This window comes from Saccharopolyspora halophila (genome assembly GCF_039531955.1).
Taxonomy (GTDB): Bacteria; Actinomycetota; Actinomycetes; order Mycobacteriales; family Pseudonocardiaceae; genus Saccharopolyspora; species Saccharopolyspora halophila.
On record NZ_BAAARA010000002.1, the window covers coordinates 313,579 to 336,146 of the forward strand.

The window sequence follows — 22,568 nt, forward strand, 5'->3', positions numbered from 1 at the left end:
CGCTCGGAACGCGCACGGATCCTGCCATCCGCCGCTCCGGATGGGTGGCCGCGAGGTTTCCCACGACACGTCGCAGCCACCCACCAGGGTTTTAGGGGTTCTTTCGGAATGCGGCGGAGCCGCATGCGGTGTGGGACTCAGCCAGCGCCGCGGCGTCCGAGGTCGCTCCCGGCACCGCAACGCAAACCCCAAGCTGAAACGTCTCCTTAGGGTTGTTCTCGGTTCGAGGTTCGCGGCGGAGCCGCTGTCCCAGGTGTGGGACTCAACCGGCTCCGCTACCGGCACCGCCGCGCGAACCGCACCCGAAACCCCTACTCGCCGAGGCGCTGCTTGAGCGCTTCGAGCTCGTCGCGCATCGAGCTCGGCAGGGCGTCGCCGATCGTGTCGAACCACTCCTCGATCAGCGGCAGCTCGGCCTTCCACTCGTCGATGTCGACGTGCAGCGAGGTGTCGACGTCCTCGACCGGGCAGTCCAGGCCCTCGAGGTCGATCTGGTCCGAGGACGGGACCCGGCCGATCGCGGTGTCCTCGGCGGCCGCGTTGCCCTCGAGCCGGTCGATGATCCACTTGAGCACGCGGGAGTTCTCGCCGAAGCCCGGCCACACGATCTTCTTGCCGGACTCGTCGCGGCGGAACCAGTTCACGTAGAAGATCTTGGGCAGCTTGGAGGAGTCGGCCTCCTTGCCCATGTTCACCCAGTGCTGGAAGTAGTCGCCGACGTTGTAGCCGATGAACGGCAGCATCGCCATCGGGTCGCGGCGGACCTCGCCGACCTTGCCCGCGGCCGCAGCGGTCTTCTCCGAGGACAGCGTGGCACCCATGAACACGCCGTGCTGCCAGTCGAAGGACTCGTTGACCAGTGGAATCGTGGTCTTGCGGCGGCCACCGAACAGGATCGCCGAGATCGGCACGCCGTTCGGGTCGTCCCACTCCGGCGCCAGGATCGGGCACTGCGACATCGGCGTGCAGTAGCGGGAGTTCGGGTGCGCGGCCTTCTCCTCGGAGTCCGGAGTCCAGTCGCGGCCCTTCCAGTCGGTCAGGTGCTCCGGCTGGTGCTCCATCTCCTCCCACCACACGTCGCCGTCGTCGGTCAGCGCGACGTTGGTGAACAGCGAGTTGCCCTTCTCGATGGTGCGCATCGCGTTCGGGTTGGTCTTCCAGTTGGTGCCCGGGGCGACGCCGAAGAAGCCGGCCTCCGGGTTGACCGCGTAGAGCCTGCCGTCCTCGCCGAAGCGCATCCAGGCGATGTCGTCACCGAGGGTTTCGACCTTCCAGCCCGGGATGGTCGGCTCCAGCATCGCCAGGTTGGTCTTGCCGCAGGCCGACGGGAAGGCGGCCGCGACGTAGTGGACCTTGTTCTCCGGCGAGATCAGCTTCAGGATCAGCATGTGCTCGGCGAGCCAGCCCTCGTCCCGGGCCATCGCCGAGGCGATCCGCAGCGAGTAGCACTTCTTGCCGAGCAGCGCGTTGCCGCCGTAGCCGGAGCCGAAGCTCCAGATCTTGCGCTCCTCCGGGAAGTGGGTGATGTACTTCGTCTCGTTGCACGGCCAGGGCACGTCCTGCTGGCCGGGCTCGAGCGGCGCGCCGACCGAGTGCAGCGCCGGTACGAAGTCGCCGTCCTTGCCGAGGCGCTCGATGACCTTGGCGCCCATGCGGGTCATGATGTGCATCGAGACGACCACGTACTCGGAGTCGGTGATCTCCACCCCGATGCGCGGCGGGTCGGCGTCGAGCGGGCCCATGCAGAACGGGATGACGTACATCGTGCGACCACGCATGCAGCCCCGGTAGAGCTCCGTCATGATCGCCTTCATCTCGCTGGGGTCCATCCAGTTGTTGGTGACCCCGGCGTCCTTCTCCTCGGCCGAGCAGATGAAGGTGCGCTCCTCGACGCGCGCCACGTCAGCAGGATCCGACGCCGCGTAGAACGAGTTCGGCTTCTTGTCCAGGCGTTTGAACGTCCCGGCTTCGACCAGGCGGTCGGTCAGCCGCTGCCATTCGTCCTGCGAACCGTCACACCACACCACGCGGTCCGGTGTGGTCAGCTCCGCGACCTCACGCACCCACGACAGCAGGCGCTCGTGCTCGGTCGGGGCCTGGTCGAGACCGGGGATGGTCACTGCGGTCATCGCGACGTGTCTCCTGACTGGGCGCCACAGCCCGGATAGGCGTCGATGGGATGCCCCCATCGACCTTTACAGGGAACGCTTCGACCGGCCCGACGACCGGGCGAAGTGAAAAAGGGATGCATTGAGGCTAACGGCGATGAGCGCGAGCATTGAAGATCAGCGATGTCGGTTCTCTCACAGGAACGATAAGGGAATCGATTCAGTAGCAAATTCTCGGGTGCCACGTGCGGAAATCTCCTCGTGGCAGGCTTTGTGCGCTGGCGGATTTCCGGCGAACCGGACGCGCTCGGGAAGCCCTGGTGCGTAGCCGCTGCGGCCGAATGGCGGTTGCCGCAAATGGAAAACCGCCCGAAGGCTTGAATAATGCCCTCGGGCGGGTGATGAATTCACCTTCCCAGGTGGTGTTTTCCGCATTTAGTTTGAGGGGTCAAATCTGCATCGCGGAAAACCGCAGGTGGCCTACTCCCAGACGGCGTCCGAGTCGGGAGCGGCGGCACCACCGCGGTGCGCCCGAGGCCGGTCGTCCGCGGCGCTCGCGTGCTGGCCGGGCTGCTCGGCGTGCTCCCCGACGGGCTGCTGGGGCTCCGGCTCGTCGAAGGTCCACGTCGCGTCATCGGTGGCCGCGGTGTGCGGATCCGGCGCGTACCGGCCGTCGTCACCGATCTTGCCCTGCTCCACGACGGTCCACTGCCCCTCGCCGGTGTGGTGCGAGATGGTGATGTCGCCGCTGCTGGAGACCTCCACGACCTGGTCGGCGGACCCGTCGCCGTCCAGGTCGGTGACCATCATGGTCGCGCCGTCCTCGCCCTCGACCATGGCGGTGTCGGCGATGCCGTCGGAGTTGGTGTCCTCGGTGGGCAGCCCGACCTGCCGCTCCCCCTGGCCGGTGTCGATGACCAGGCTGCGCTCGTCGTGCTCCCGCCGGTCGTGGCCGCCGGGGTCCGGGTGGTTGCCGGGGCGTTCGCCGATCCACTGCCCGGTTCCCGGGTCGAACCGCGCCTGCTCGGTGACGTCGCCGTTGTCGTTGATCGACTGCAGCACGTCGGCCCGGCCGTCGCTGTCCTCGTCGATGTAGGCGACGAACCCGTCCCCGGTCATCACCGCGATGGTGTCGTCCATCCCGTCGCCGTCGAGGTCGTAGTTCGCCTCGGCGGTGTAGTCCTCGCCGTCGACGGTGACCTTGATGTCCCCGTCGCCCGCACCGGTCTCCTCGATGTACACGTCAACCCCTCAGTCCGTGTCCGCGGCCTGCGCCGCTGAGACGCAGCGTAGGGCCCGCGGGTTCCAGCCCGAAACCATCCCATCAGGGGATTCGGAGGTGGTTCCGCCCGAACCGGGCGGGTGAAGCGCGCGGCTACTCCGCCGTGTCCCGGAGGTTGCGGATGCTCGCGAGGAGGTGCTCGGCCCGGTCCCGGCCGGTGGTGGCCTCGGTGAGGCGGTGATCGACGTCCCGCAGGCGGCGGCTGCGCTCGGCGGCGTCCATCTTCAGCGCCTTGTCCACCTCGCGGAGCTCCTCCTCGATGGCCTCGATCCGGCGGCTCAGCGCGTCGTCCAGGGCCAGCGACAACTGCTGCTCGGCCTCGATGAGCTGCTCGGCGACCAGCTGGTCCAGCGATGAGCGGGCATCGGCGATGGCCTCGGTGAGCCATTGCTTGAGGTGCTGCTTGTCCGCGGCGTGCTTGCGGGTGCGGGCCATCCACCAGCCCGCGCCGAGGCCGAGCACGATCGTCACCGGCAGCACCACCGGGTTGAACGCGGCCACGCCGAGCCCGGCCAGCGGCATCGCCGCCGCGCGGCCCACGCCGAGGCCACCGGAGACGCCCATGAACATCAGCAGCTTGTCCTCGGCCGTCGGCGGTCGCCTGTCCGGCGGCCGCAGCGCGATCGGGGACTGCGCACCGCGGGCGAACTGGGAGCGGATCACGTCCAGCTCCTCGGCGGAGAACAGGTTCTCCAGGGTCTGCTCGGCGACCCCCGCGAGCCGGGCCGACAGCATCGCGGCGACTCGGGTGGAGGCCATCTGCAGTGCGACGTCGACCTGCCGGGGCAGTTCGACGAGCTGTTCGCGGTCGGCGCCGTCGATGGCGCGCCGGAACCAGTTCTGCACCTCGCGGACCTGATTGCTGACCTCGTGCGAGGTCTCCACCCGGGCCCGCTGGACCTCCCCGCGCAGCTTGACCTGCCAGCCCCGGGTGGACGAGCGCCGGGCGGTGGTGAGCTCGTCGCGGCGCGCGCGCAGCGACTCGGCCTCGTCCTCGCCGACGGTCAGCGCGCGCTTCTCCGCATCCAGGTTCGCGGCCAGCTCGGCGAGCACGGTCGACAGCGCGCGCATCGTGTTGGCCTCGCCGAGCATCGCCGAGCGGCTGCCGATCAGCCGTTCCAGGTCTTCGCGCAGTTCGGCCACCCCGGACTTCTCCCGCAGCAGCGCGGCGGCCTGCTCGCTGGGGGCCTGCTCGGCGAGGTGTTCCATCCGCGCCGACACCGGGTGCATCGGGGCCTCGGCGAAGCGCGGTGCGTGCTCGGCCAGCAGCCTGCGGTTCTCCTCCAGGATTCGCCGCCAGCCGCGGTGCGCGTCGGTCTTGGCCAGGGCGAAGACCACGGTCTCCACCCGTTCGCCGAGCTGCTGGAGGAAGTTCAGCTCGCCGCGGGTGAACGGGGCGGAGGCGTCGACGACGAACAGCAGCGCGGTGGCCGATCCCGCCGCCTCCATGGCCAGTTCGCCGTGCAGCGCGTCCAGTCCGCCCGCGCCCGGCGTGTCCACGACGGTCAGCTGCGACAGCGCGTCCAGGGGCGCGCCGACTCGCACGAAGCGGGGCGGCAGCTGGCCCTCCGGGAGCTCGCGGCTCGCGCTGCACCAGTTCGGCAGCTCGTCGATGCCGAACGGCACCGGTTCCTGCCTGCCCGGGTAGCAGGCCTGCGCGGTCCACTCCGGGGCGTGCTCGAACTGCAGGTAGGTGCAGGTGGCGACCTCGGCATCCACCGGCGACAGATCGGGGCGCGCCAGCAGGGCGTTGACCAGCGAGGACTTCCCGCGGTTCGTCTCGCCGACCACGACGACGCCGGGCGTGCCCGGCCGGCCGCGCCGGACCTGCTCGACCCACTCGGCCGCCACCGGATCGCTCTCCCGCAGGAAGCCGATCAGCTTGTCCCGGGTCTGCTTCACCTGCTGCGGAAGCGCCGCGGCCACGGCAACCCCGGAAGCAGCCGCCATCTCCACCCCTTCCTGGTCACGTGACAGTTTTGCCTATAACTGTGAGGCTCCGAGCCCGAGATGTCCGCGCAGTTTTAGGCAAAACTGTCAACTCCACCGGTCACCGTAGTCGGTAGACCGTGACGACCGGGGTGCGCAGGAGCTGGTCACGGTCGGCGAAGCCGGGGATCTCGGTCTCGGCGATCGTGCCGTCGAGCACGGGGTCGGTGGTGGGCAACGTGCCGCCGGCCTCGTGGCGCGCGGGATCGAAGCGCTCGCCGTCCGGGTACAGCGCGTGCACGCCGATCTCGTGCAGTCCGTCGGCGAGGCGCTGGGCGACCCCGGTGCTGCGCGCCCGGTCCAGCGCGTACACGCACAGTTCGATCAGCTTGGCGCGCTCGGTGAGCGCGTGCTCGAGCGCACCGTTCTCGCTGGTCACGGCGATCATCTCTGCCCCCAACTCGGCGTCGGCGTCCGAGGCCGCATCGGTGGCCTCTTGCTGCACAGACGGATTCCGAGCGGGACTGGTTCCGCTTTCGGGTGATTTTCTCGCACGTCGCCAACGCACCGTGATCACCCCTCGCGCAGCTGCTGCCAGATCAGGAAGTACGCCCGGTGCACCACGTGCGCCACCCGCGCCTGCGCGGGAGTGGAGCCGAACGAGGAGAACGAACGCCACCAGTTGGCGCGCTCGAGGGCGTAGTCGGCGAGTTCCTTGCGCTGCCTGCCGGGGAGCCCGAGCTGCTCGTCGAGCTCCGTCGAACCGCCCACCCGAAGCACCTCCTCGGCCAGGTCGGAGGGCATCTCCACCGCGCCCGCGGCCACCTGCGTCAACGCCTCGAGCACCCGCAGCTGATGGGCTTCCGGCCTGGTCAGCAGCCCCTCGATCGCGTCGTGCACCTGCTGCCGCTCGCCCAGGTCTCCGGAGGCGTGCGCGAGCGCGGTCAGCGATGCCAGCGCGGCGGCCGCCTTGATGCCGTCGGCCCGCGCCCGGAACACCGCGCGCAGCCGCTGCAACACCTCGGCCAGCCCGGAGCGCTCCTTCAGCCTGCGCCGGAGATCGCCCGCGGTGATCTCCGGCGACTCGTCGATGACCTCCAGCGCGCACCGCACGCCGTAGAGGTCGAACCGCTCCAGCAGGCTGCTCCGGGTGCCCGCCGGAACCGGGCACTCCCAGCTGGTGAACAGATCCGCCGACAGCAGCAGCGTCTCGCGGGTCTCGGCGTCGAGCCCGGCCAGCGACCGCAGCGCTTCGGCGTCCTCGGCGGTGAACCCGCCGGACTCCACGGTCTCGGCGAGCAGCCCGATCACCGGCAGCACGTCGGCCACCTTGGGCTTGAGCAGCTCGGCCTGCTTGCCCGCCAGCAGCTCGGCGGCGCGCCAGACCCGGCCATCGGAACCGGAGACGGTGTCGGCCTCGATGGTGTCGGCCTTGTTGAGCACCGCGAGCGCGTTGATCGGTCCCGCCTCCCGGCTCGCGGTCGCGGCGGTGAACGAGGCCAGCGCCTGCTCGTCGTCGGCCCGGACGCCCTGGGTGACCACGTACAGCACGGCCTCGGCCCCGGCGACGGCGTTGCGCGAGACCGGGTCGAGCTCGTCGGAGGTGCCCAGCAGTTCCTCGGTCCGGGCCACCGACGCGGAATCCAGCGAACCGAGCCCCGGTGTGTCGATCACGGTGAGGTCCTGCAGCACCGCGTTGGTCAGGTAGGCCTCCAGGTGGGAGACGTCGGAGATGTCCACCCCGAGCTCGGCGGGGATCCCGCCGTCGGCCTCGAACGGCACCGCCTGCCGCTCGCCGGTGTGGAAGACCACCTCGACCCGATCCACCGTGCCGTACTGGAAGCGGGTGACCAGGCGGGTGCACTCGCCGACGTCGGTAGGGGCCACCCGACGGCCGATCAGGGCGTTGACCAGCGTGGACTTGCCGGACTTGATCCGCCCGGCCACCGCGACCTGCAGCGGCGCCCGCAGCCGGTGCAGCACCTCGGCGAAGCCCTCGGCGGTGCCTTCCGAGACCTGCGGCTGCAAGCCCGTGCACAACCGCGCGACCTCGGCCGACAGCGGGCCGGGCCAGGGTTGCTCGGGTGCGGTGCTCAAGCGGTGAAGCTCCTCCGGGTGCGGAACGGCGCGGACCATCCTGCCATGACCGCGGCCCCGTGAAGTTCGCCTCGCGTGAGCGCGCGTGGACTGCCCGTATCGATAGCCTGCGCAGGTGAGCACCCCAGAACTCATCGCACTCGACGTCGACGGCACCCTGCTGGACCCGGAGACCCAGACCATTTCCCCCGCGGTGAAGGACGCCGTGGCGCGGGTGCTGGACTCCGGCGCGGAGGTGGTCGTCTCCACCGGGCGAACCTTCCTGGGCACGCAGCCGATCCTCGACGAGCTGGGACTGCCCGGCGGGTACGCGCTGTGCTCCAACGGCGCGGTGCTCGTCGACGTCGCCGCTCGCGAACCGGTCTCGGTGACCACCTTCGACGCCGCCCCGGTCATGGCCGAGCTCGCCGAGCGGCTGCCCGGAAGCATCTTTGCCACCGAACGCGTCGGCATCGGGAGCCTGGTCACCGCCGAGTTCGACCCGGCGAAGCTGCACGGCCCGCAGCAGCGGGCCACTCCGGAGGAACTGGTTGCCACCGGGGTTCCCCGGCTGATCGCCGAATGGGTCGATCACGATCCGGACGAGCTGCTGGCCGCGCTGCGCGGGGTCCGGCTCCCGGAGTGCACCTACACCCTCGATCAGTACGAGCCGTGGGTCACCGTGGTTCCGGCCGGGGTGTCCAAGGGCGCGACGCTGGAGAAGCTGCGCGCCGAACTCGGCATCGCGGGCGAACTGACCTTCGCCGCAGGCGACGGCGACAACGACATCGAGATGCTGCGCTGGGCCGCGCACGGCGTCGCGATGGGGCAGGCCCGCCCCGAGGTGCACGCCGTTGCCGACGAGATCGCGGGCCCGGTCGAGGAGGACGGGATCGCGGCGGTTTTGCACCGTTTGTTCGGCTATTAGATCCGCAGCGCACGGCGCCGCACCGAGGGTTCGCGCGATGTGTTCCCCTACCCCCGGGTGCTCGGATCGATCGCGACAACCGGGGATCGGTCCGGGGCAACCCTGAGGCGCGCGGCACCCGTTCTGCCGTTGACTTCCACGCGAAACCGGCTCCGTTGAGCGGGAACGGTCCCGGTGCACAACTCGATCGGGCAAGCTGGCCGCGAACCCCGATCCCGATGGCGTCCGCAACAGGAGTGAACATGATCGAGGCAATAGGCCTCACCAAGCGCTACGGCTCGAAAGTGGCCGTGCAGGACCTGTCCTTCACGGCCGAACCCGGGCACGTGACCGGGTTCCTGGGGCCGAACGGCGCGGGCAAGTCCACCACCATGCGCATGATGCTCGGGCTCGATGCGCCCACCTCCGGCGACGTCCGCATCGACGGCAAGCGGTACGCCGAGCTCAAACACCCGCTGCACACCGTCGGCGCGCTGCTCGAGGCCAAGTGGGTGCACCCGAACCGCTCGGCGCGCAGCCACCTGCGCTGGATGGCCCGCGCCAACGGGATCTCGAACAAGCGGGTCGACGAGGTGCTCGGCCAGGTCGGGCTCAGCGAGGTCGCGGGCAAGAAGGCGGGCGGCTTCTCGCTGGGCATGTCGCAGCGGCTGGGCATCGCGACCGCGCTGCTCGGGGATCCGCAGGTGCTGCTCTTCGACGAGCCGGTCAACGGCCTGGACCCGGAGGGCATCCACTGGATCCGCCGGTTCATGCAGGGCCTGGCCGCCGAGGGGCGAACGGTGCTGGTCTCCAGCCACCTGCTCTCGGAGATGGCGCAGACGGCCGAGGAACTCGTGGTCATCGGCCGCGGCAAGCTGCTCGCCCAGTGCAGCACCCGCGAGCTGGTCGAGGGCGCCGGACGGGGCGAGGTCCTGGTCCGCACGCCGGACACGGCCAAGCTCGAGGAACTCGTGCGCGGCGAAGGGTTCGGCGTGCGGTCCGATTCGGACGGAGGCCTGGTCGTCGAGGGCACCGAAACCGCGCGGATCGGGGAGCTCGCCGCGGAGAACCGGATCGTGCTGCACGAGCTCACCCAGCAGCGCGGTTCGCTCGAGGACGCGTTCATGCAGATGACCGGCGATGACGTGGAATACCAGACTTCGCTCGGCGGATCCGCCGAGCTGACCGGCCAGGGGGTTGCCCGATGAGCCTGCTCGCCGTGGAACGGATCAAGCTGTTCTCCGTGCGCTCCACCTGGTGGTGCATGCTGCTGGCGGTCGCGCTGCCGGTCGGGCTGGCGGCTCTGGTGGCCGGGTACGCCGATCGGCTCGACGTGCGCAGCACCCAGGCGGGTTACCAGTTCGGGATGATGGTCGTGCTGGTGCTGGCGACCTTGTCGATCACCACCGAGTACCGCTTCAGCACGATCCGCGCGACTTTCCTCGCGGTGCCGAACCGGATCGCCGCGCTGACCGCCAAGACCGGCCTGATCGCGGCGCTGGCGTTCGTCCTCGGCGAGGCGGTCTCCTTCGGTTCCTGGGCGATCGCCAAGGTGATGCGTCCCGAGGCCGCTCTCCCGCTGGGCGATGCCGAGACCATGCGGATGGTCGCCGGCGTCGGGGTGGTGTTCGCGATCAGCGCCGTGCTGGGCGTCGCGGTCGGCGCGCTGCTGCGGCAGACCGCGGGTGCGGTGGCGCTGCTGCTCGTGTGGTCGCTGCTGCTGGAACAGCTCACCATGCTGATCCCGAACATCGGCCCGGACATCAACAACTGGATGCCCTTCGTCGCCGGCGATTTCTTCCTCACCGGCGGTGGCCCGCTCAGCAACCCGGGCGCCCCTTACGGCCCGTGGGGAGCGCTCGCGTACTTCGCCGCGGTCACCCTCGGTGTCTGGTTGGTGGCGGCGTTCGTGGTGCGCAAGCGGGATGCGTGACCAGGGTTTTCGATCTTGAGGTGAGTCGGCCGTGATCAACTTTGGAAATTCGCAGCTGGCCGGGGGATCGCGAAACGTTACCGAGCCCGGCCGAGAGTCTGGTCACGTCGACCGATAGGATCGGAGCCAAGATCGGACCGATTCCCGCACGTGGGCGGCCCGATCGAGCACAACCAGAGACGACCGACTGCAACAGCGCTCGGGGGCGCCGGCGGTCGGGACGGGGGAGGGCCCGGGCTGTCATTCGGGGGATGGTCCGGGCCCTGTGCTTTCTACTTCCTTCTTCGCGGCCGATCCGCTCGGCGTTACCCGCAGGAGCGCTCAGCGCCGCGCAGAACTCTCCGCGCGAGCGGCCGCCGTTCCTGGTCGTCGGGTCGCTCAGCGGGCCGTGGCGGCTCGCTCGGCGCGAGCGGCGGGGCTCTACACCGATGGGCGGGTCACGAGCACCGGGCAGGCCGCGTGCCGCACGCATTGCTCGGCCACCGAGCCCAGCATCAGCCCCGCGAAGCCGCCTCGCCCCCGGTGACCCACCACCAGGAGGTCTGCTCCCCGGGAAGCCGACAGCAGGGCCTGCGGCGAGGGCGAGTGGACCGCGTGCACCTGGATCTTGATCTGCGGGGTCTCGCCCAACTTCTTCGCGATGAGCCGCCGGGTGTCCTGCTCCACCTCTTGCTGGAACGCGTCCATGCTCGGGACCGCGTTCGGCGGGCAGTCGTCCGGGCGCGGCGCGGTGCGGATGCTCCACGCGCGGACCACGTGCAGCACCGCGCTGCGGCGGGCCGCTTCGTCGGCTGCTGCGGTCAGCGCGTGCAGCGAGGAGCTCGAGCCGTCCACGCCGACGACGACTCCGCCGTCGACCTCCACGCGCTGGTACATCCGGTCAGGCACCACTCCACTCCAACCCCGGCGAGGTGTTGTGTCGACTCGGGTCGCCACTGACTATCCGATCGAGTTTTAAGGTGATATCAAGCACATTTTACACGGACGTCTCATTCCGCTGGCCTTCTGGTGGTAAAGCAGTAGTCGAGGGTTGTCCCGAACCAGTGTTGCTTGGGGGCAAGGCGCGGGGTCGTGGACGAGATCCCCGGCTCGCGCCCTTCTCGAGAGAGGAGTGAGCCACATGCTGCACTCGCAAGAACGCTCGTTGATCGAACTACCGCGTGGCCGTGCGCAGGCGGACCTGCCGCACGACCGAGGGACCGATGTCGCAGTGGAGCCGGTCCCCCGCCTGGAGTGGTCGCTGGCCACCGAATCGCACCCGTCGGTGTCGGAAGGCACCACGCCCGGATCGCTGCGCCGCAGCTGGATCCACACCGCTCCGGAGCGGCAGGTGCTGGGGCTGTTCCGCAAGCTGCACGGCGCTCGCCGCGGGCTGCCCGCACCGTGGTGGCTGCGGGCGCTGGATCGCGGGGAGATCGAGTCCCGCGAGGCCGCGTTCGCCTTCGAGGACGAGGTGCACGCCATGCTCTCGAACCGCCCGGGCTGGGTCTTCGTCCCCTGGTGCGGTGCCGGCGAGTCCGGTTACTGGGAGTACGCCCCTTCGGACCGCGCCCCGGTGAGCGAGCCCACCGCCGTGGTGCTCACCGACGAGCACCTGGGCTGGCTCAACGTCGTCCCGGCGCACGCCGACGACGAACCGCTGCCGGTCCCGGCGCACCGCGTCGACGGTCTGCTGTCGATCCTGGAGCAGGTCGAGACCTGGTGAACTGAGAACTCGGTCACCTCGCACGCCCGCATCGCGGGTTCGGTGCTCGGGGCTGCCGAGCGGTTTGCGATACTGGGTTCCCGTGAATGCCTCTGACCAGCAGGTTCCGTTTCGCCGTACCGTCGTGAGCTACGTCCAGCGTGGCGAGCGGATGACCGCGGGCCAACAGCGCGCCTGGGATCGCCACTGGGCCGACCTGGGTGCCGACGTCGCGGAGCTGCCCGAGGGCTCGCTGGACGTCGAGTCCTGGTTCGGCCGCTCGGCCCCCGTCGTCCTCGAGATCGGCTCCGGGATGGGCGAGACGACCGCGCAGCTGGCCGCCGAGCAGCCGGACGTGAACTATCTGGCGATCGAGGTCTACAAGCCCGGGCTGGCGCAGCTGATGCTGCGCGCCGAGAACCTCGGGGTCGAGAACCTGCGGCTGCTGCGCGGTGACGCGATGGTGCTGCTGCGCGAGCACCTCGCGCCGGAGTCCCTGGACGAGGTGCGGATCTACTTCCCGGACCCGTGGCCGAAGAAGCGGCACCACAAGCGCAGGCTGGTCCAGCCGGAGACCGTCTCGATGATCGCCTCCCGGCTGCGCCGCGGTGGTGTGCTGCACCTGGCCACCGACTGGGAGAACTACGCCGAGCAGATGCTCGAGGTCTGCGAGGCCGAGCCCGAGCTGCGCAATCGCCACGCCGCCGAACCCGGTGGCTGGGCGCCGCGGCCGGACTGGCGGCCGGTCACCAAGTTCGAGAACCGGGCGCACGAGGAGGGCCGGGAGATCCGCGACCTGATCTACGAGCGCGCCTGAACTCCACGGCGGATTTTCGTGGTGTCACTCGAATAGCCGATCAAGGTGGCACCGACGGGGGTCGAAGATGATTACGTCACGTCAGCGGCAACTCGTTCGTGGGAGTAAACACCACCGGAAAGAGCGGTCGCTCAGGAGTGACGAGTGATCGGCTCGGAGTACTACGTTTCGCCGCGTGACGGCTACCAGAGATGAAGTCATTCCGAGTCAGGCGAGCCCGTCGGACGCCGACGGGCGGGTCCTCGACGCGCCTGCCGAGGGGCGGTCGCCTTCCGGCTGCGCCGATCTCGCGGCGGCCGAGGAGTTCCTGCTCGCCTTCCACGACGCGCACCCGGAAGCCGGTTCGCTGACCGCGCGGCTGGCCGAGGTGCGGCGCAGCATCGCCGAGACCGGTACCTACCAGCACACCGGCGCGGAGCTGGCCTACGGAGCCCGGCTCGCGCTGCGCGACAGCGGCTGGTGCACCAGCGGCGTGCCCTGGCAGCGCGCGCAGGTGCGCGATCTGCGCGGGCTGCGCAACGCCGCGGCCATCGCCAGCGAGTGCTTCGAGCACCTCCGGCTGGCCACCAACGCGGGGCGGATCCAGCCGATGATCACCGTCTTCGGGCCGGACAGCCCGACCTGGTCGGGTCCGCGGATCCGCAACGAGCAGGTGGTGCGCTACGCCGGGTACTCGCTGTCCGACGGCGGGGTGCTCGGCGACGCGCGCAACCGCGCCTTCACCGCCGAGGTCATGCGACTGGGCTGGAAGCCCCCAGCCGTGCGCAGCCGGTTCGATCACCTGCCGCTGGTGGTGGAGACCCACCACGAGGGGGTCAAGCTCGTCCCGGTGCCGCGCGACGTGGTGCAGGAAGTCCCGCTGGAACACCCCGAGTACCGCTGGTTCGGCGAGCTCGGCCTGCGCTGGCACACCGTTCCGCTGGTCAGCGACGTGCAGCTGCGCATCGGCGGCCTGACCTACCCCGCGGCGCCGTTCAACACCTGGTTCGTGGGCACCGAGATCGGAACCCGCGCCCTGGCGGGCGAGAGCGCCTACGACATCACCGGGCAGGTCGCCGAGCGGCTGGGCCTGGACACCTCGACCGAGCGCTCGCTGTGGCGGGATCGAGCGATCGTGGAGATCAACCGAGCCGTGCTGCACTCGTTCGACTCCGCGCGCGTGGTGATCACCGATCACCACGGCGAAGCGCTGCACCGGCAGGTACGGCCGCGCCCCGGCCAGCGCGGCGACGGGGGCAAACCCCGCTTCACCCGAAGCCGGGATTCGGCACGTCCGGACGGGGCGACACCCGACGAGGCTCCAGCAGCGCCAGCTCGGCCCCGCTATGACGTCCTCGCTCGGATGAATCGCCGTTGTCTGGGCACCGATCCGGTTGCGGAGTGACTCCGGGGCCGCTGGAGCCGTTCCGGTTCGTCCCGTAGCCGTCCAGCAGGTCCGGCAGCACCGAACTCAGCGCCATCAGCACCAGCGCGCCCACGGCGATGGCCGCGGCGATCGCGGTGATGGTCGTTTCCAGCATCGTGAGCCTCCCGACTCGATTCCCAACCCCACAGCGTGACCGTTGTGGGTGCTTCGACGGATCGGCCACACGGGCAACATTCGTCCGTCCGTTCGTGGTGCGGTCCGTCGATGAAGACCCTCGTCGCCGCGCGGCGCTTCCGGATCGGGTCGGAGACCGGAGTCCGACCCTGAGATCGCCGGTGCTCTTCCTAGGGGATCACCCGCGCGGTGGTCGCGCCGGTGTGTTGGTGGGGTGCGCTGCGGCTTCTCGCGCATCGTGATGGCCCACGACGACGGGCCCACGACGGGAGGCGCAGATGAACCTGACCGAACGCGAACTCGCGGTGGTGCGCGCGGCCGCCAAGGGGCTGACCAACGTGGAGATCGCCGCGCGGCTGTACATCTCGGCCTCGACGGCGAAGGCCCACCTGGCGGCTGCCCAGCGCAAGCTCGGCGTCCGCAACCGGGTCGAAACCACCGCCTGGGCCTGGAAGAACGGCCTGATGGACGGTGGTTAGCCCGGGTTCGAGGCGCTGCTCCGCCGCGTCCCTCGACGACTCCCAGCCGCACGATCCGGGCCATCGGCCCGTCCTGGGTCCACTGATCGTGCGGCACAATGCCAGGCATGCCGACCGCACTTCGCCTGCACGCACCGATGGTTCTTCCCTGCGATCCGGCTTGCTCGGTGATCAGGGACGCGGTGGTCGACGTCGATGAAACCGGCCGAATCAGCTACTGCGGACCGCGGCAGAACGCCCCGGAGCGGACCAACGACGCTCAGGTGCGCGAGTGCGGCGGGATCCTGATGCCCGGGCTGATCAACGCGCACGCGCACAGCCCGATGACGCTGCTGCGCGGGATGGGTGCCGACCTGCCGCTGCTGCGCTGGCTCAGCGAGGTCATCTGGCCTGCCGAGGCGCGGCTGCGGCCCTCGGACGTCAAGGCGGGCATGGAGCTCGGCTGCGTGGAGATGCTGCGCGCGGGGGTCACCACCAGCTCGGAGATGTACTTCATCGGCGAGTCGGTGGTCGAGGCCGCGCTGGCAACCGGGTTCCGCGTGGTGCTCGGTTCGGCGGTGATCGACGCCCCGGCGCTGGAGGCCCTCGGCGGCTGGTCCGGCATGGTCTCGCGGGTCGACCGCTGGATCGACAGCGACGGCCTGCGCTTCGGCCCCGGAGATCGGATCGAGCTGGCCTACGGCCCGCACTCGGCCTACATGCTGCCGACCGAGGCGCTCCAGGCCATCGGTGAATCCGCGCAGCAGCGCGGGGCGCTGGTGCACACGCACGTCGCCGAAACCCTGGCCGAGGACGTCGAGCTGCGCGAGCAGCACGGCTCGGTGCCCGCGCTGCTGGAGAAGCTCGGCGTGCTCGAGGGCCGGGTGCTGGCCGCGCACGGCGTGCACCTCTCCGATGCCGACCTGGCGCTGTTCGCCCGGCGCGGCGTCGGCGTGGCGCACTGCCCCGGTTCCAACGCCAAGCTCGCCTCCGGCACCGCTCGCCTGGTGGAGCTGCTCGCGGCGGGCGTCCCGGTCGGGCTCGGCACCGACGGGCCCTCCAGCAACGACGACCTCGACCTGTGGGAAGAGGTGCAGCTCGCGGGCATGTTCGCGCGCGCGAGCACCGGGGACGCGACCGCGCTGCCGGCGCGCAAGGCCCTGCTGGCCGCGACCCGCGGCGGCGCCGAGGCGCTGCACCGCGAGGACATCGGGTCGCTGGAGGCGGGCCGCTGGGCCGACATCGTGCACCTGGACGTGGACAACCCCGCCTTCGCCACCGGCTTGGAGGCCCCGGACGAGCAGGTGCTGTCCAACGTGGTGTGGGCGGCCGGATCGCGCTGCGTGCGCGACGTCTGGGTCGCGGGCGAGCAGGTCCTCGCCGAACGCGAGACCACCCGCGTCGACCGCCGGACCGTGCAGGCCGCGGCCCGCACCGCGGCCCGGCACATCCGCGGCTGACCCGGCACGCGGTCGGCCCGGAACGCGAAAACGGCGCCCGAACCAGGTGGATCGGGCGCCGCGAGATGCTGTCTCAGCTGGGCCGGAGGATGATCTCCGTGAGGTGCGCGTCCGGCGTGGCCTGCACGGCCGACACGACCGGGCGGGCGACCGACTCCGGCTGCAGGTACTGCTCCGGCTCGTAGGTGCCGCCTTCCTGCGCACGCAGCTCGCGCTGCATGTCGGTGGCGGTGCGACCGGGGAACACGGAGGTCACGCGGACGCCGTTGGCGGACTCCTCGGCGCGCAGCACGTCGGCGAAGGCGCGCAGCGCGAACTTGCTGGCGGCGTAGGTGCCCCAGTTCGGCTTCGCGGCGAGGCCTGCACCGGAGTTGACCAGCACCACGTGCCCGCTCGCGGCGCGCAGCGCGGGCAGCGCGAGGCGGGTGAGCTCGGTGACCGCGAACAGGTTCAGCTCGAAGGTGCGCCGCCAGGCGTCGCCGGTCATGTCGGACACCGGGCCGATCTCGACGAGTCCTGCGCTGTGCACCAGCGCATCGAGCCGGTCGATGCCCGCCACCTTCTCGGCGACGGCGTCGTGGTCGGTGAGTTCGACGGCCCACGGCTCGGCGTGGCCGGGAAGCTCGTTGGCGAGGGTTTGCAGAGCGTCGGTGTCGCGGCCGCCCAACAACAGGTCGTGTGTGTTGGAAAGCTCGCGCGCGACAGCGGCACCGATGCCTCGTGAGGCGCCGGTGACCAGGGCAATCGGGCGTTCGGGCATGGCCTCACGGTACCGTTCCAGAGATCCGGCTCACCGACCGGCCTTCCCAGCCGCCGGGAGGATCTTGACCGCTCGCGGTGCGGGCGCGTATGCCACTCGAGTGAGCAGCGTCGATGTCACCCCCGCCGAGGGAGACCGGGTCCTGCGCAAGGTCGCGGTCCGGTTGATGCCCTTCCTGTGCTTGCTCTACTTCGTCAACTACCTGGACCGGGTCAACATCGGTTTCGCCGGCCCGAACGGGATGAACGACGAGCTGGGCCTGACCGCGACCGCGTTCGGCTTCGCCTCGGGCGTGTTCTTCCTGGGCTACCTGGTGCTGGAAGTACCCAGCAACCTCGCGCTGCACCGCTTCGGGGCGCGCAAGTGGCTGGCCCGCATCATGATCACCTGGGGCGCGGTGGCCACCGCGATGGCGTTCGTGTCCGGCCCGGTCAGCCTGGTCGTGCTGCGGTTCCTGCTGGGCGTGGCCGAGGCGGGTTTCTTCCCGGGGATCATCCTCTACCTGACCTACTGGTTCCCGGCTGCGCAGCGGGCGAAGGCGGTGGCGATGTTCATGGCCGCCGTCCCGATCTCCAGCGCGATCGGCGCGATGGTCTCCAGCGCGCTGATCAGCGCCGGGCACGGCGTCTTCGGGCTGTCCGGCTGGCGGTTCATGTTCCTGGTCGAGGGCGTGCCCGCGATGCTGCTGGCAGTGGTCACCTGGTTCTACCTGACCGACCGGCCGGAGCAGGCGAAGTGGCTCAGCGTCCCCGAGCGGGAGTGGCTGGCCGGGCAACTCGCGGCCGAGCGCACCGAGACCGAGTCGAAGCACGGCTGGCCGCTGCGAAAGGCGTTGACCCACCCGAGGATCCTGGCGCTGGCGTTCGTCTACTTCGGCATCGCCTACGGGCTCTACGCGCTGGGGTTCTTCCTGCCCACCATCATCGAGGGCTTCGAGCAGAGCTACGGCACCGAGCTGTCCACGATGGAGAACGGGCTGATCACGGCGATCCCGTACGTGATCGGCGCGGTGGTGATGATCTTCTGGGCCGCGCACGGCGACCGGACCCGGGAACGCACCTGGCACGTCGCGCTGCCGATGCTCATCGGCGGGATCGCGATCCCGATCGCGCTCTACCTGAGTAACCCCTACCTGGCGATGGCCGCGATGACCGTCTGCGCGGTGGGCGTCTGCGCGGCGCTGCCCACGTTCTGGGCGCTGCCCAGCAACTTCCTCGCCGGAGCCGCCGCGGCGGGCGGTATCGCCATGATCAACACCCTGGGCAACATCAGCGGCTTCGCGGCCCCGTACATCACCGGATCCCTCGCCGACATCACCGGCTCCCAGCGCACCGGCCTCTGGGTGGTGGGCCTGGTGATGATCGCAGCAGCCGGCACAGTCCTAGCCCTCCGCGCGAAACCCCGCGAACCCTAGGCGCTGACGTCGCCCAGCCCTGCTGACAGTTTTGCCTAAAACCGTCACGTGATCACGCCCGTTCCACGCTGACAGTTTTAGGCAAAACTGTCAGCGGCCCGAAATGCCACGAGGGCCCCCGACTTTCGTCGTAGGGCCCCCGCGCTCGCCGGGTGAGGTTCAGGACTGGCCGATCTCACCGCCGTTGCCGGGATGCACGGCCACCACGGACGGGCGAGGCTGCGAGTTGCCGCCGTCCGGCCAGTGCGAGGCCGGTTCGTCGGCGCTGGCGCCGTCGACCTCGCCGGGGTGCTGCACGCAGACCGTCACCACGCTGTCGTGGATGACCGGGCCGCAGGTCTCGGCACCCTTGGGGACCGTGAGGAACTGCTTGACGTGACCGCGCTCCGGGCCCTCGACCGGGACCGCGAACAGGCCGTCGTTGGACCCCAGCGCGTTGCCGTCGGTGGAGATCCAGAGATTGCCGTGCCGGTCGAAGGCCACGTTGTCCGGGCACGAGATCGGGCTGACCGCGGACTTGTCGAACCCGCCGTAGTAGGTGGACTCGTCGTTCGGGTCGCCGCAGACCAGCAGCAGGTTCCAGCCGAAGCGGGTACCGGTCGCGTCGTCGTCGACCTCCAGGACCTGACCGTTCTTGTTGCCGACGCGCGGGTTGGCCTCGTCGACCCCGGCGTGGTCGGCGGTGCCCCGGTTGGAGTTGTTGGTCAGCGCGCAGTAGATCTTGCCGTTGACCGGGTTCGGCTGGATGTCCTCCGGCCGGTCCATCTTCGTGGCGCCGGCCTCGTCGGCGGCCAGCCGGGTGAAGACGTAGACCTCCTCGGCGGTGAAGCCGGGCACGAAGGACTCGTTACCGCTGGCCAGCTTGATCCACTCGCCGGTGCCGTCGAAGTGCCCGTCCGAGGGCAGCTTTCCGCTGCCGTCGATCTCGCTCTCGGGGCTGTTGCCCTCGAACTTGGCGACGTAGAGCGTGCCCTCGTCGAGTAGGGCCATGTTGTGCCTGCGCGCGTGCGCGCTGACGCCCTTCTTGACCGTGCCGTTGGAGACGAACTTGTAGATGTAGTCGAAGCGCTCGTCGTCACCGCTGTAGGCCACGACGCGGCCGTCCCGGGCGATCTGGATCGAAGCGCTCTCGTGCTTGAAGCGGCCCAGCGCGGTGTGCTTGACCGGCGTGGAGTTCGGGTCGTTCGGGTCGATCTCCACGATCCAGCCGAAGCGGTTGGTCTCGTTGAGCTCCTGCGCGACGTCCCAGCGCTTGTCGAAGCGCTCCCACTTGCGGGTGCTCGCACCGCCCTCGAGGCCGTAGCGCGCCAGGCGCTCCTGCGCGGCCGGGTCGGTGACCTGCTCGGCGTTGGCGAAGTACTGGTGGAAGTTCTCCTCGCCGGAGAGCACGGTTCCCCACGGGGTGAGGCTGCCCGCGCAGTTGTTCTGGGTGCCGAAGACCTTGGTGCCGGTCGGGTCGGCCGAGGTCTTGAGCAGCTCGCTGCCCGCGGCCGGGCCGCGCACCTCGAACTCGGTGTTCAGGCTGATGCGCCGGTTGTACTTGCTGGGCACCGGCTTGAGGTCGCCGTTGTGGTCGCGCTCGACGCGGACCACCGAAAGACCGTGCGCGGCCCAGGCGATGCGCGCCTGCTCCTCGGTCGGGTCGGCCTCGTCGTAGCCGCGGAACATGTGCTCTTCGCTGGTGTACTCGTGGTTGCACACCAGCAGGTTGTTCCGGCCGTTGCCGTTGAGCGGGATGAGCGCGGCGAAGTCGTTGTTGTAGCCGAACTGCTTCTCCTGCGCTTCGGCGCTCTGGTTGTCGAAGTCGAACTCGGGCGCGCCCTCGACGACCGGGTCGCCCCACCGGATCACGACGTTCTGGCGGTAGCCATCGGGAACGACGACCGCGTCCTCGGTGTTCGGGGCGACCGGGGAGAAGTTCGTGCCGGGCGCGCCACCGGCCGGGCGGCCGGGCTGCGCCGGAGCGGCGGCCGCAGTGCCGGACAGGGCGGCCGCGCCGCCGAGGGTCAGCGCCATCGCGCCGGTGGCCTTGAGCGCGGAGCGGCGGCTGAGCACCGACTCGACGATGTCGCCGAAGTAGCTGTTGTCCGAGGTGTTCGGCGCCTCGTGAGCGCAGGCGTTCCCGCACCGGTACTTGCAGGTGACCGAGGAGCGGTTCGCGGTGTGGTGGGTGGCCAGCGGGAGCGGGATGACCCGCCCGCTTTCCGGTCTGCTGGACAAGCGGACCTCCAGAAGTCTCGTGGGAACACTCCAACGTTAGGCAGATCAGGCGATGTGCCTTGGTCTTTTGGGTGAACAGAAGTCGAACAAGCGACGCGGAGTCACGTTTACCGCGCTAATCACACCGAACCGGGTCGATGTCGCAAATCCGCCGTCTCCTTCGCGCGCTCAGCGAGTGGTGAACTCCCGCAGCGGGCGGTTGCGGACGCCTTGCGTGGTGACGCCCGCGATGCACAGCAACGCGCCAGACACGGCGGCGGTGGTGGCCGAGGTGGCGTCGGCGACCAGACCTGCCCGGAAGTTGCCGAGGTCGGGTCCGGACGCGCCGACGATGTAGTTGACGGCGTTGACCCGCCCGCGGTGCGAATCCGGCGTCGCCAGCTGCACGACCGCTCCGCGGCTGATCACCGAGGCGGTGTCGGCCGCCCCGGCGATGGCCAGGCAGCCCAGCAGCGGCCACAGCGCGTGCGACAACCCGAATCCCGTGAGCGCCAGCCCCCAGATCCCGGACGCGCACACCATCACCAGCCCCGGGTGCCGGGCACGGGTGACCGGCCCGGAGGCGATTCCGGCCACCAGCCCGCCGAACGCGATCGCGGACAGGAACAGCCCCAGCGTCCGCGGGTCACCCCCGAACCGCTCCGCGTTGATCACCGGGAACAGCGCGATCGGGAACGCGAGAAGGGTGGCCAGCGCGTCGTTGAGGAACACCCCGCGCAGCACGCGGGAACGCAGCACGAACCGCCAGCCCTCCCGGACCTCGGCGAGATTCGGGCGGGCGCCCGCGCCGTCCGGACGGATGCTGGGCAGGCGCGCGAGACCGTAGAGCGCGATCGCGAAGCTCGCCGCGTCGAGCAGGTAGCAGAACGCGACCCCGGCCCAGCTGATCAGCGCTCCGGCCAGGGCCGGGCCGACCAGCATCGCGACCTGGAACCCGATGTGGTTCAACGCGACCCCCGCGGCCACCTGATCGGCGGGCAGCAAGCGCGGGACGAACGCGCTGCGCGCGGGCGCGCCGAGTCCGCTGCACGCCGCGGCCAGCGACGCGAGCGCCAGCAGCACCCACATCGATCCGGGACCGGCCCAGGCCTGGGCGGCCAGCAGCGCGGCCGCGAGCAGCTGCCCGGCGGTGGCCAGCAACGAGAGCAGCCTGCGGTCGGCCGCGTCGGCCAACGAGCCGCCCGCCAGCCCGAACGTCGTCCGGGCGACGGCCTGCGCCGCGCCGAGGGCGCCGACCGCGGCGGCGTTGCCGGTGATCTGCCAGATCTCGAAGAGCACGGCGACCGCGGTCAGCTGCGAGCCGGCGGTGGACAGCTCGCCGCTCCACCACAGCCGCCGGAACGGGGCGTGCCGCAGCGGGCGGACGTCGATCCAGGCGCTCACGGCCGCTGATCATGCCCGAACCGGTCGGCGGAGGCGATTGAAATCCGCAGTTGCCGGGTATACCCCCTCGGGGTATATATGCGTAGTCGGAAGGAGACGTCGTGGAGGCGCACCAGGAGCAGCAAGCACACCACCAGGACCACCAGGACCACCAGCGCTCGGGGCTGACCCGGCAGGCGATCTCGGCGACCGCGCACTGCCTGACCGGCTGCGCGATCGGGGAGATCCTCGGGATGGTGATCGGTACCGCGCTGGGCTGGCACAACGCGGGAACGATCGCGCTGGCCGTCGCGCTGGCGTTCGTCTTCGGCTACAGCCTGACCATGTGGCCGGTGCTCAAGACCGGGATCGGGCTCTCGGCCGCCCTCGGCGTGGCACTGGCCGCCGACACCGTCTCGATCGGCGTGATGGAGCTCGTGGACAACCTGTTCATGGTCGTCATCCCGGGCGCCATGGAGGCGGGGGTCGCGAGCTGGTTGTTCTGGGCCGCGCTGGCGGCTTCGCTGGCGGTGGCCTTCGTGATCACGGTGCCGGTCAACCGGTTCATGATCGGGCGCGGCAAGGGCCACGCGGTCGTGCACCAGTACCACCACTGAC

Annotated in this window: 18 protein-coding genes and 1 pseudogene; 10 read left to right on the forward strand and 9 right to left on the reverse strand. The window is 70.2% G+C overall.

Features of this window, described 5'->3' with window-relative positions:
* Positions 1–311: 311 nt before the first annotated feature.
* The 5 genes from ABD289_RS04325 to ABD289_RS04345 form a co-directional block, all read right to left on the reverse strand.
* Complete coding sequence (locus ABD289_RS04325; protein ID WP_344126748.1) at positions 312–2,129, reverse strand: phosphoenolpyruvate carboxykinase (GTP); 1,818 nt, start codon at positions 2,127–2,129, stop codon at positions 312–314.
* A gap of 459 nt (positions 2,130–2,588) precedes the next feature.
* On the reverse strand, positions 2,589–3,350 hold the full coding sequence (locus ABD289_RS04330; protein ID WP_344126750.1) for a DUF6802 family protein: 762 nt from the start codon (positions 3,348–3,350) through the stop codon (positions 2,589–2,591).
* A 133-nt stretch (positions 3,351–3,483) separates the two neighbouring features.
* Positions 3,484–5,340, reverse strand: coding sequence for a dynamin family protein (locus ABD289_RS04335; RefSeq protein ID WP_344126752.1), 1,857 nt, complete (start codon positions 5,338–5,340; stop codon positions 3,484–3,486).
* Positions 5,341–5,440: 100 nt separating this feature from the next.
* Positions 5,441–5,767, reverse strand: a complete 327-nt coding sequence (grpE, locus tag ABD289_RS04340; protein ID WP_344127139.1) for a nucleotide exchange factor GrpE — start codon at positions 5,765–5,767, stop codon at positions 5,441–5,443.
* 125 nt (positions 5,768–5,892) lie between these two features.
* Positions 5,893–7,416 carry a dynamin family protein gene (locus ABD289_RS04345; RefSeq protein WP_425564554.1) on the reverse strand — a complete coding sequence of 508 codons (1,524 nt, stop codon included), beginning with the start codon at positions 7,414–7,416 and terminating at the stop codon, positions 5,893–5,895.
* Positions 7,417–7,531: 115 nt separating this feature from the next.
* Between ABD289_RS04345 and ABD289_RS04350 the strand changes: the two genes are divergently transcribed.
* The 3 genes from ABD289_RS04350 (at position 7,532) to ABD289_RS04360 (ending at position 10,235) form a co-directional block, all read left to right on the forward strand.
* Complete coding sequence (locus tag ABD289_RS04350; protein WP_344126756.1) at positions 7,532–8,323, forward strand: HAD family hydrolase; 792 nt, start codon at positions 7,532–7,534, stop codon at positions 8,321–8,323.
* Between the two features lie 242 nt (positions 8,324–8,565).
* On the forward strand, positions 8,566–9,510 hold the full coding sequence (locus ABD289_RS04355) for an ABC transporter ATP-binding protein (RefSeq protein WP_344126758.1): 945 nt from the start codon (positions 8,566–8,568) through the stop codon (positions 9,508–9,510).
* A complete protein-coding gene (locus tag ABD289_RS04360; RefSeq protein WP_344126760.1) occupies positions 9,507–10,235 on the forward strand; it encodes a hypothetical protein in 729 nt (242 codons plus the stop codon). The genes ABD289_RS04355 and ABD289_RS04360 overlap by 4 nt, the downstream gene beginning before the upstream one ends.
* A 420-nt stretch (positions 10,236–10,655) precedes the next feature.
* On the opposite strand, the gene ABD289_RS04365 is transcribed toward ABD289_RS04360, so the two are convergent.
* Positions 10,656–11,123: a universal stress protein gene (locus tag ABD289_RS04365; RefSeq protein ID WP_344126762.1), complete on the reverse strand. Its 468-nt coding sequence runs from the start codon at positions 11,121–11,123 to the stop codon at positions 10,656–10,658.
* Positions 11,124–11,355: 232 nt separating this feature from the next.
* Here ABD289_RS04365 and ABD289_RS04370 point away from each other — a divergent pair, with 232 nt between their 5' ends.
* The 5 genes and pseudogenes from ABD289_RS04370 (at position 11,356) to ABD289_RS04390 (ending at position 16,194) form a co-directional block, all read left to right on the forward strand.
* Positions 11,356–11,940 (forward strand): hypothetical protein, encoded by a 585-nt coding sequence (locus tag ABD289_RS04370; RefSeq protein ID WP_344126764.1) that lies wholly within the window; start codon positions 11,356–11,358, stop codon positions 11,938–11,940.
* A gap of 151 nt (positions 11,941–12,091) precedes the next feature.
* Positions 12,092–12,736: a tRNA (guanosine(46)-N7)-methyltransferase TrmB gene (trmB, locus tag ABD289_RS04375; RefSeq protein ID WP_344127141.1), complete on the forward strand. Its 645-nt coding sequence runs from the start codon at positions 12,092–12,094 to the stop codon at positions 12,734–12,736.
* Positions 12,737–12,911: 175 nt separating this feature from the next.
* Positions 12,912–14,120, forward strand: coding sequence for a nitric oxide synthase oxygenase (locus ABD289_RS04380; RefSeq protein WP_344126766.1), 1,209 nt, complete (start codon positions 12,912–12,914; stop codon positions 14,118–14,120).
* Between the two features lie 440 nt (positions 14,121–14,560).
* Positions 14,561–14,755 (forward strand): annotated as a pseudogene (locus ABD289_RS04385) (response regulator transcription factor); the annotation flags it as partial.
* Positions 14,756–14,853: 98 nt separating this feature from the next.
* Complete coding sequence (locus tag ABD289_RS04390) at positions 14,854–16,194, forward strand: amidohydrolase family protein (RefSeq protein WP_425564555.1); 1,341 nt, start codon at positions 14,854–14,856, stop codon at positions 16,192–16,194.
* A 73-nt stretch (positions 16,195–16,267) separates the two neighbouring features.
* Here ABD289_RS04390 and ABD289_RS04395 read toward each other — a convergent pair whose 3' ends face one another.
* Positions 16,268–16,954, reverse strand: coding sequence for an SDR family oxidoreductase (locus tag ABD289_RS04395; RefSeq protein WP_344126770.1), 687 nt, complete (start codon positions 16,952–16,954; stop codon positions 16,268–16,270).
* A gap of 166 nt (positions 16,955–17,120) precedes the next feature.
* Here ABD289_RS04395 and ABD289_RS04400 point away from each other — a divergent pair, with 166 nt between their 5' ends.
* Entirely contained in the window at positions 17,121–18,368 is a 1,248-nt protein-coding gene (locus ABD289_RS04400) for an MFS transporter (RefSeq protein WP_344127143.1), read from the forward strand.
* Positions 18,369–18,527: 159 nt separating this feature from the next.
* On the opposite strand, the gene ABD289_RS04405 is transcribed toward ABD289_RS04400, so the two are convergent.
* Both ABD289_RS04405 and ABD289_RS04410 read right to left on the reverse strand, forming a co-directional pair.
* A complete protein-coding gene (locus tag ABD289_RS04405) occupies positions 18,528–20,588 on the reverse strand; it encodes a PhoX family protein (protein WP_344126772.1) in 2,061 nt (686 codons plus the stop codon).
* 168 nt (positions 20,589–20,756) lie between these two features.
* Positions 20,757–21,971, reverse strand: a complete 1,215-nt coding sequence (locus ABD289_RS04410) for an MFS transporter (protein ID WP_344126774.1) — start codon at positions 21,969–21,971, stop codon at positions 20,757–20,759.
* A 164-nt stretch (positions 21,972–22,135) separates the two neighbouring features.
* Here ABD289_RS04410 and ABD289_RS04415 point away from each other — a divergent pair, with 164 nt between their 5' ends.
* A complete protein-coding gene (locus ABD289_RS04415) occupies positions 22,136–22,567 on the forward strand; it encodes a DUF4396 domain-containing protein (protein WP_344127145.1) in 432 nt (143 codons plus the stop codon).
* Position 22,568 lies beyond the last annotated feature (1 nt).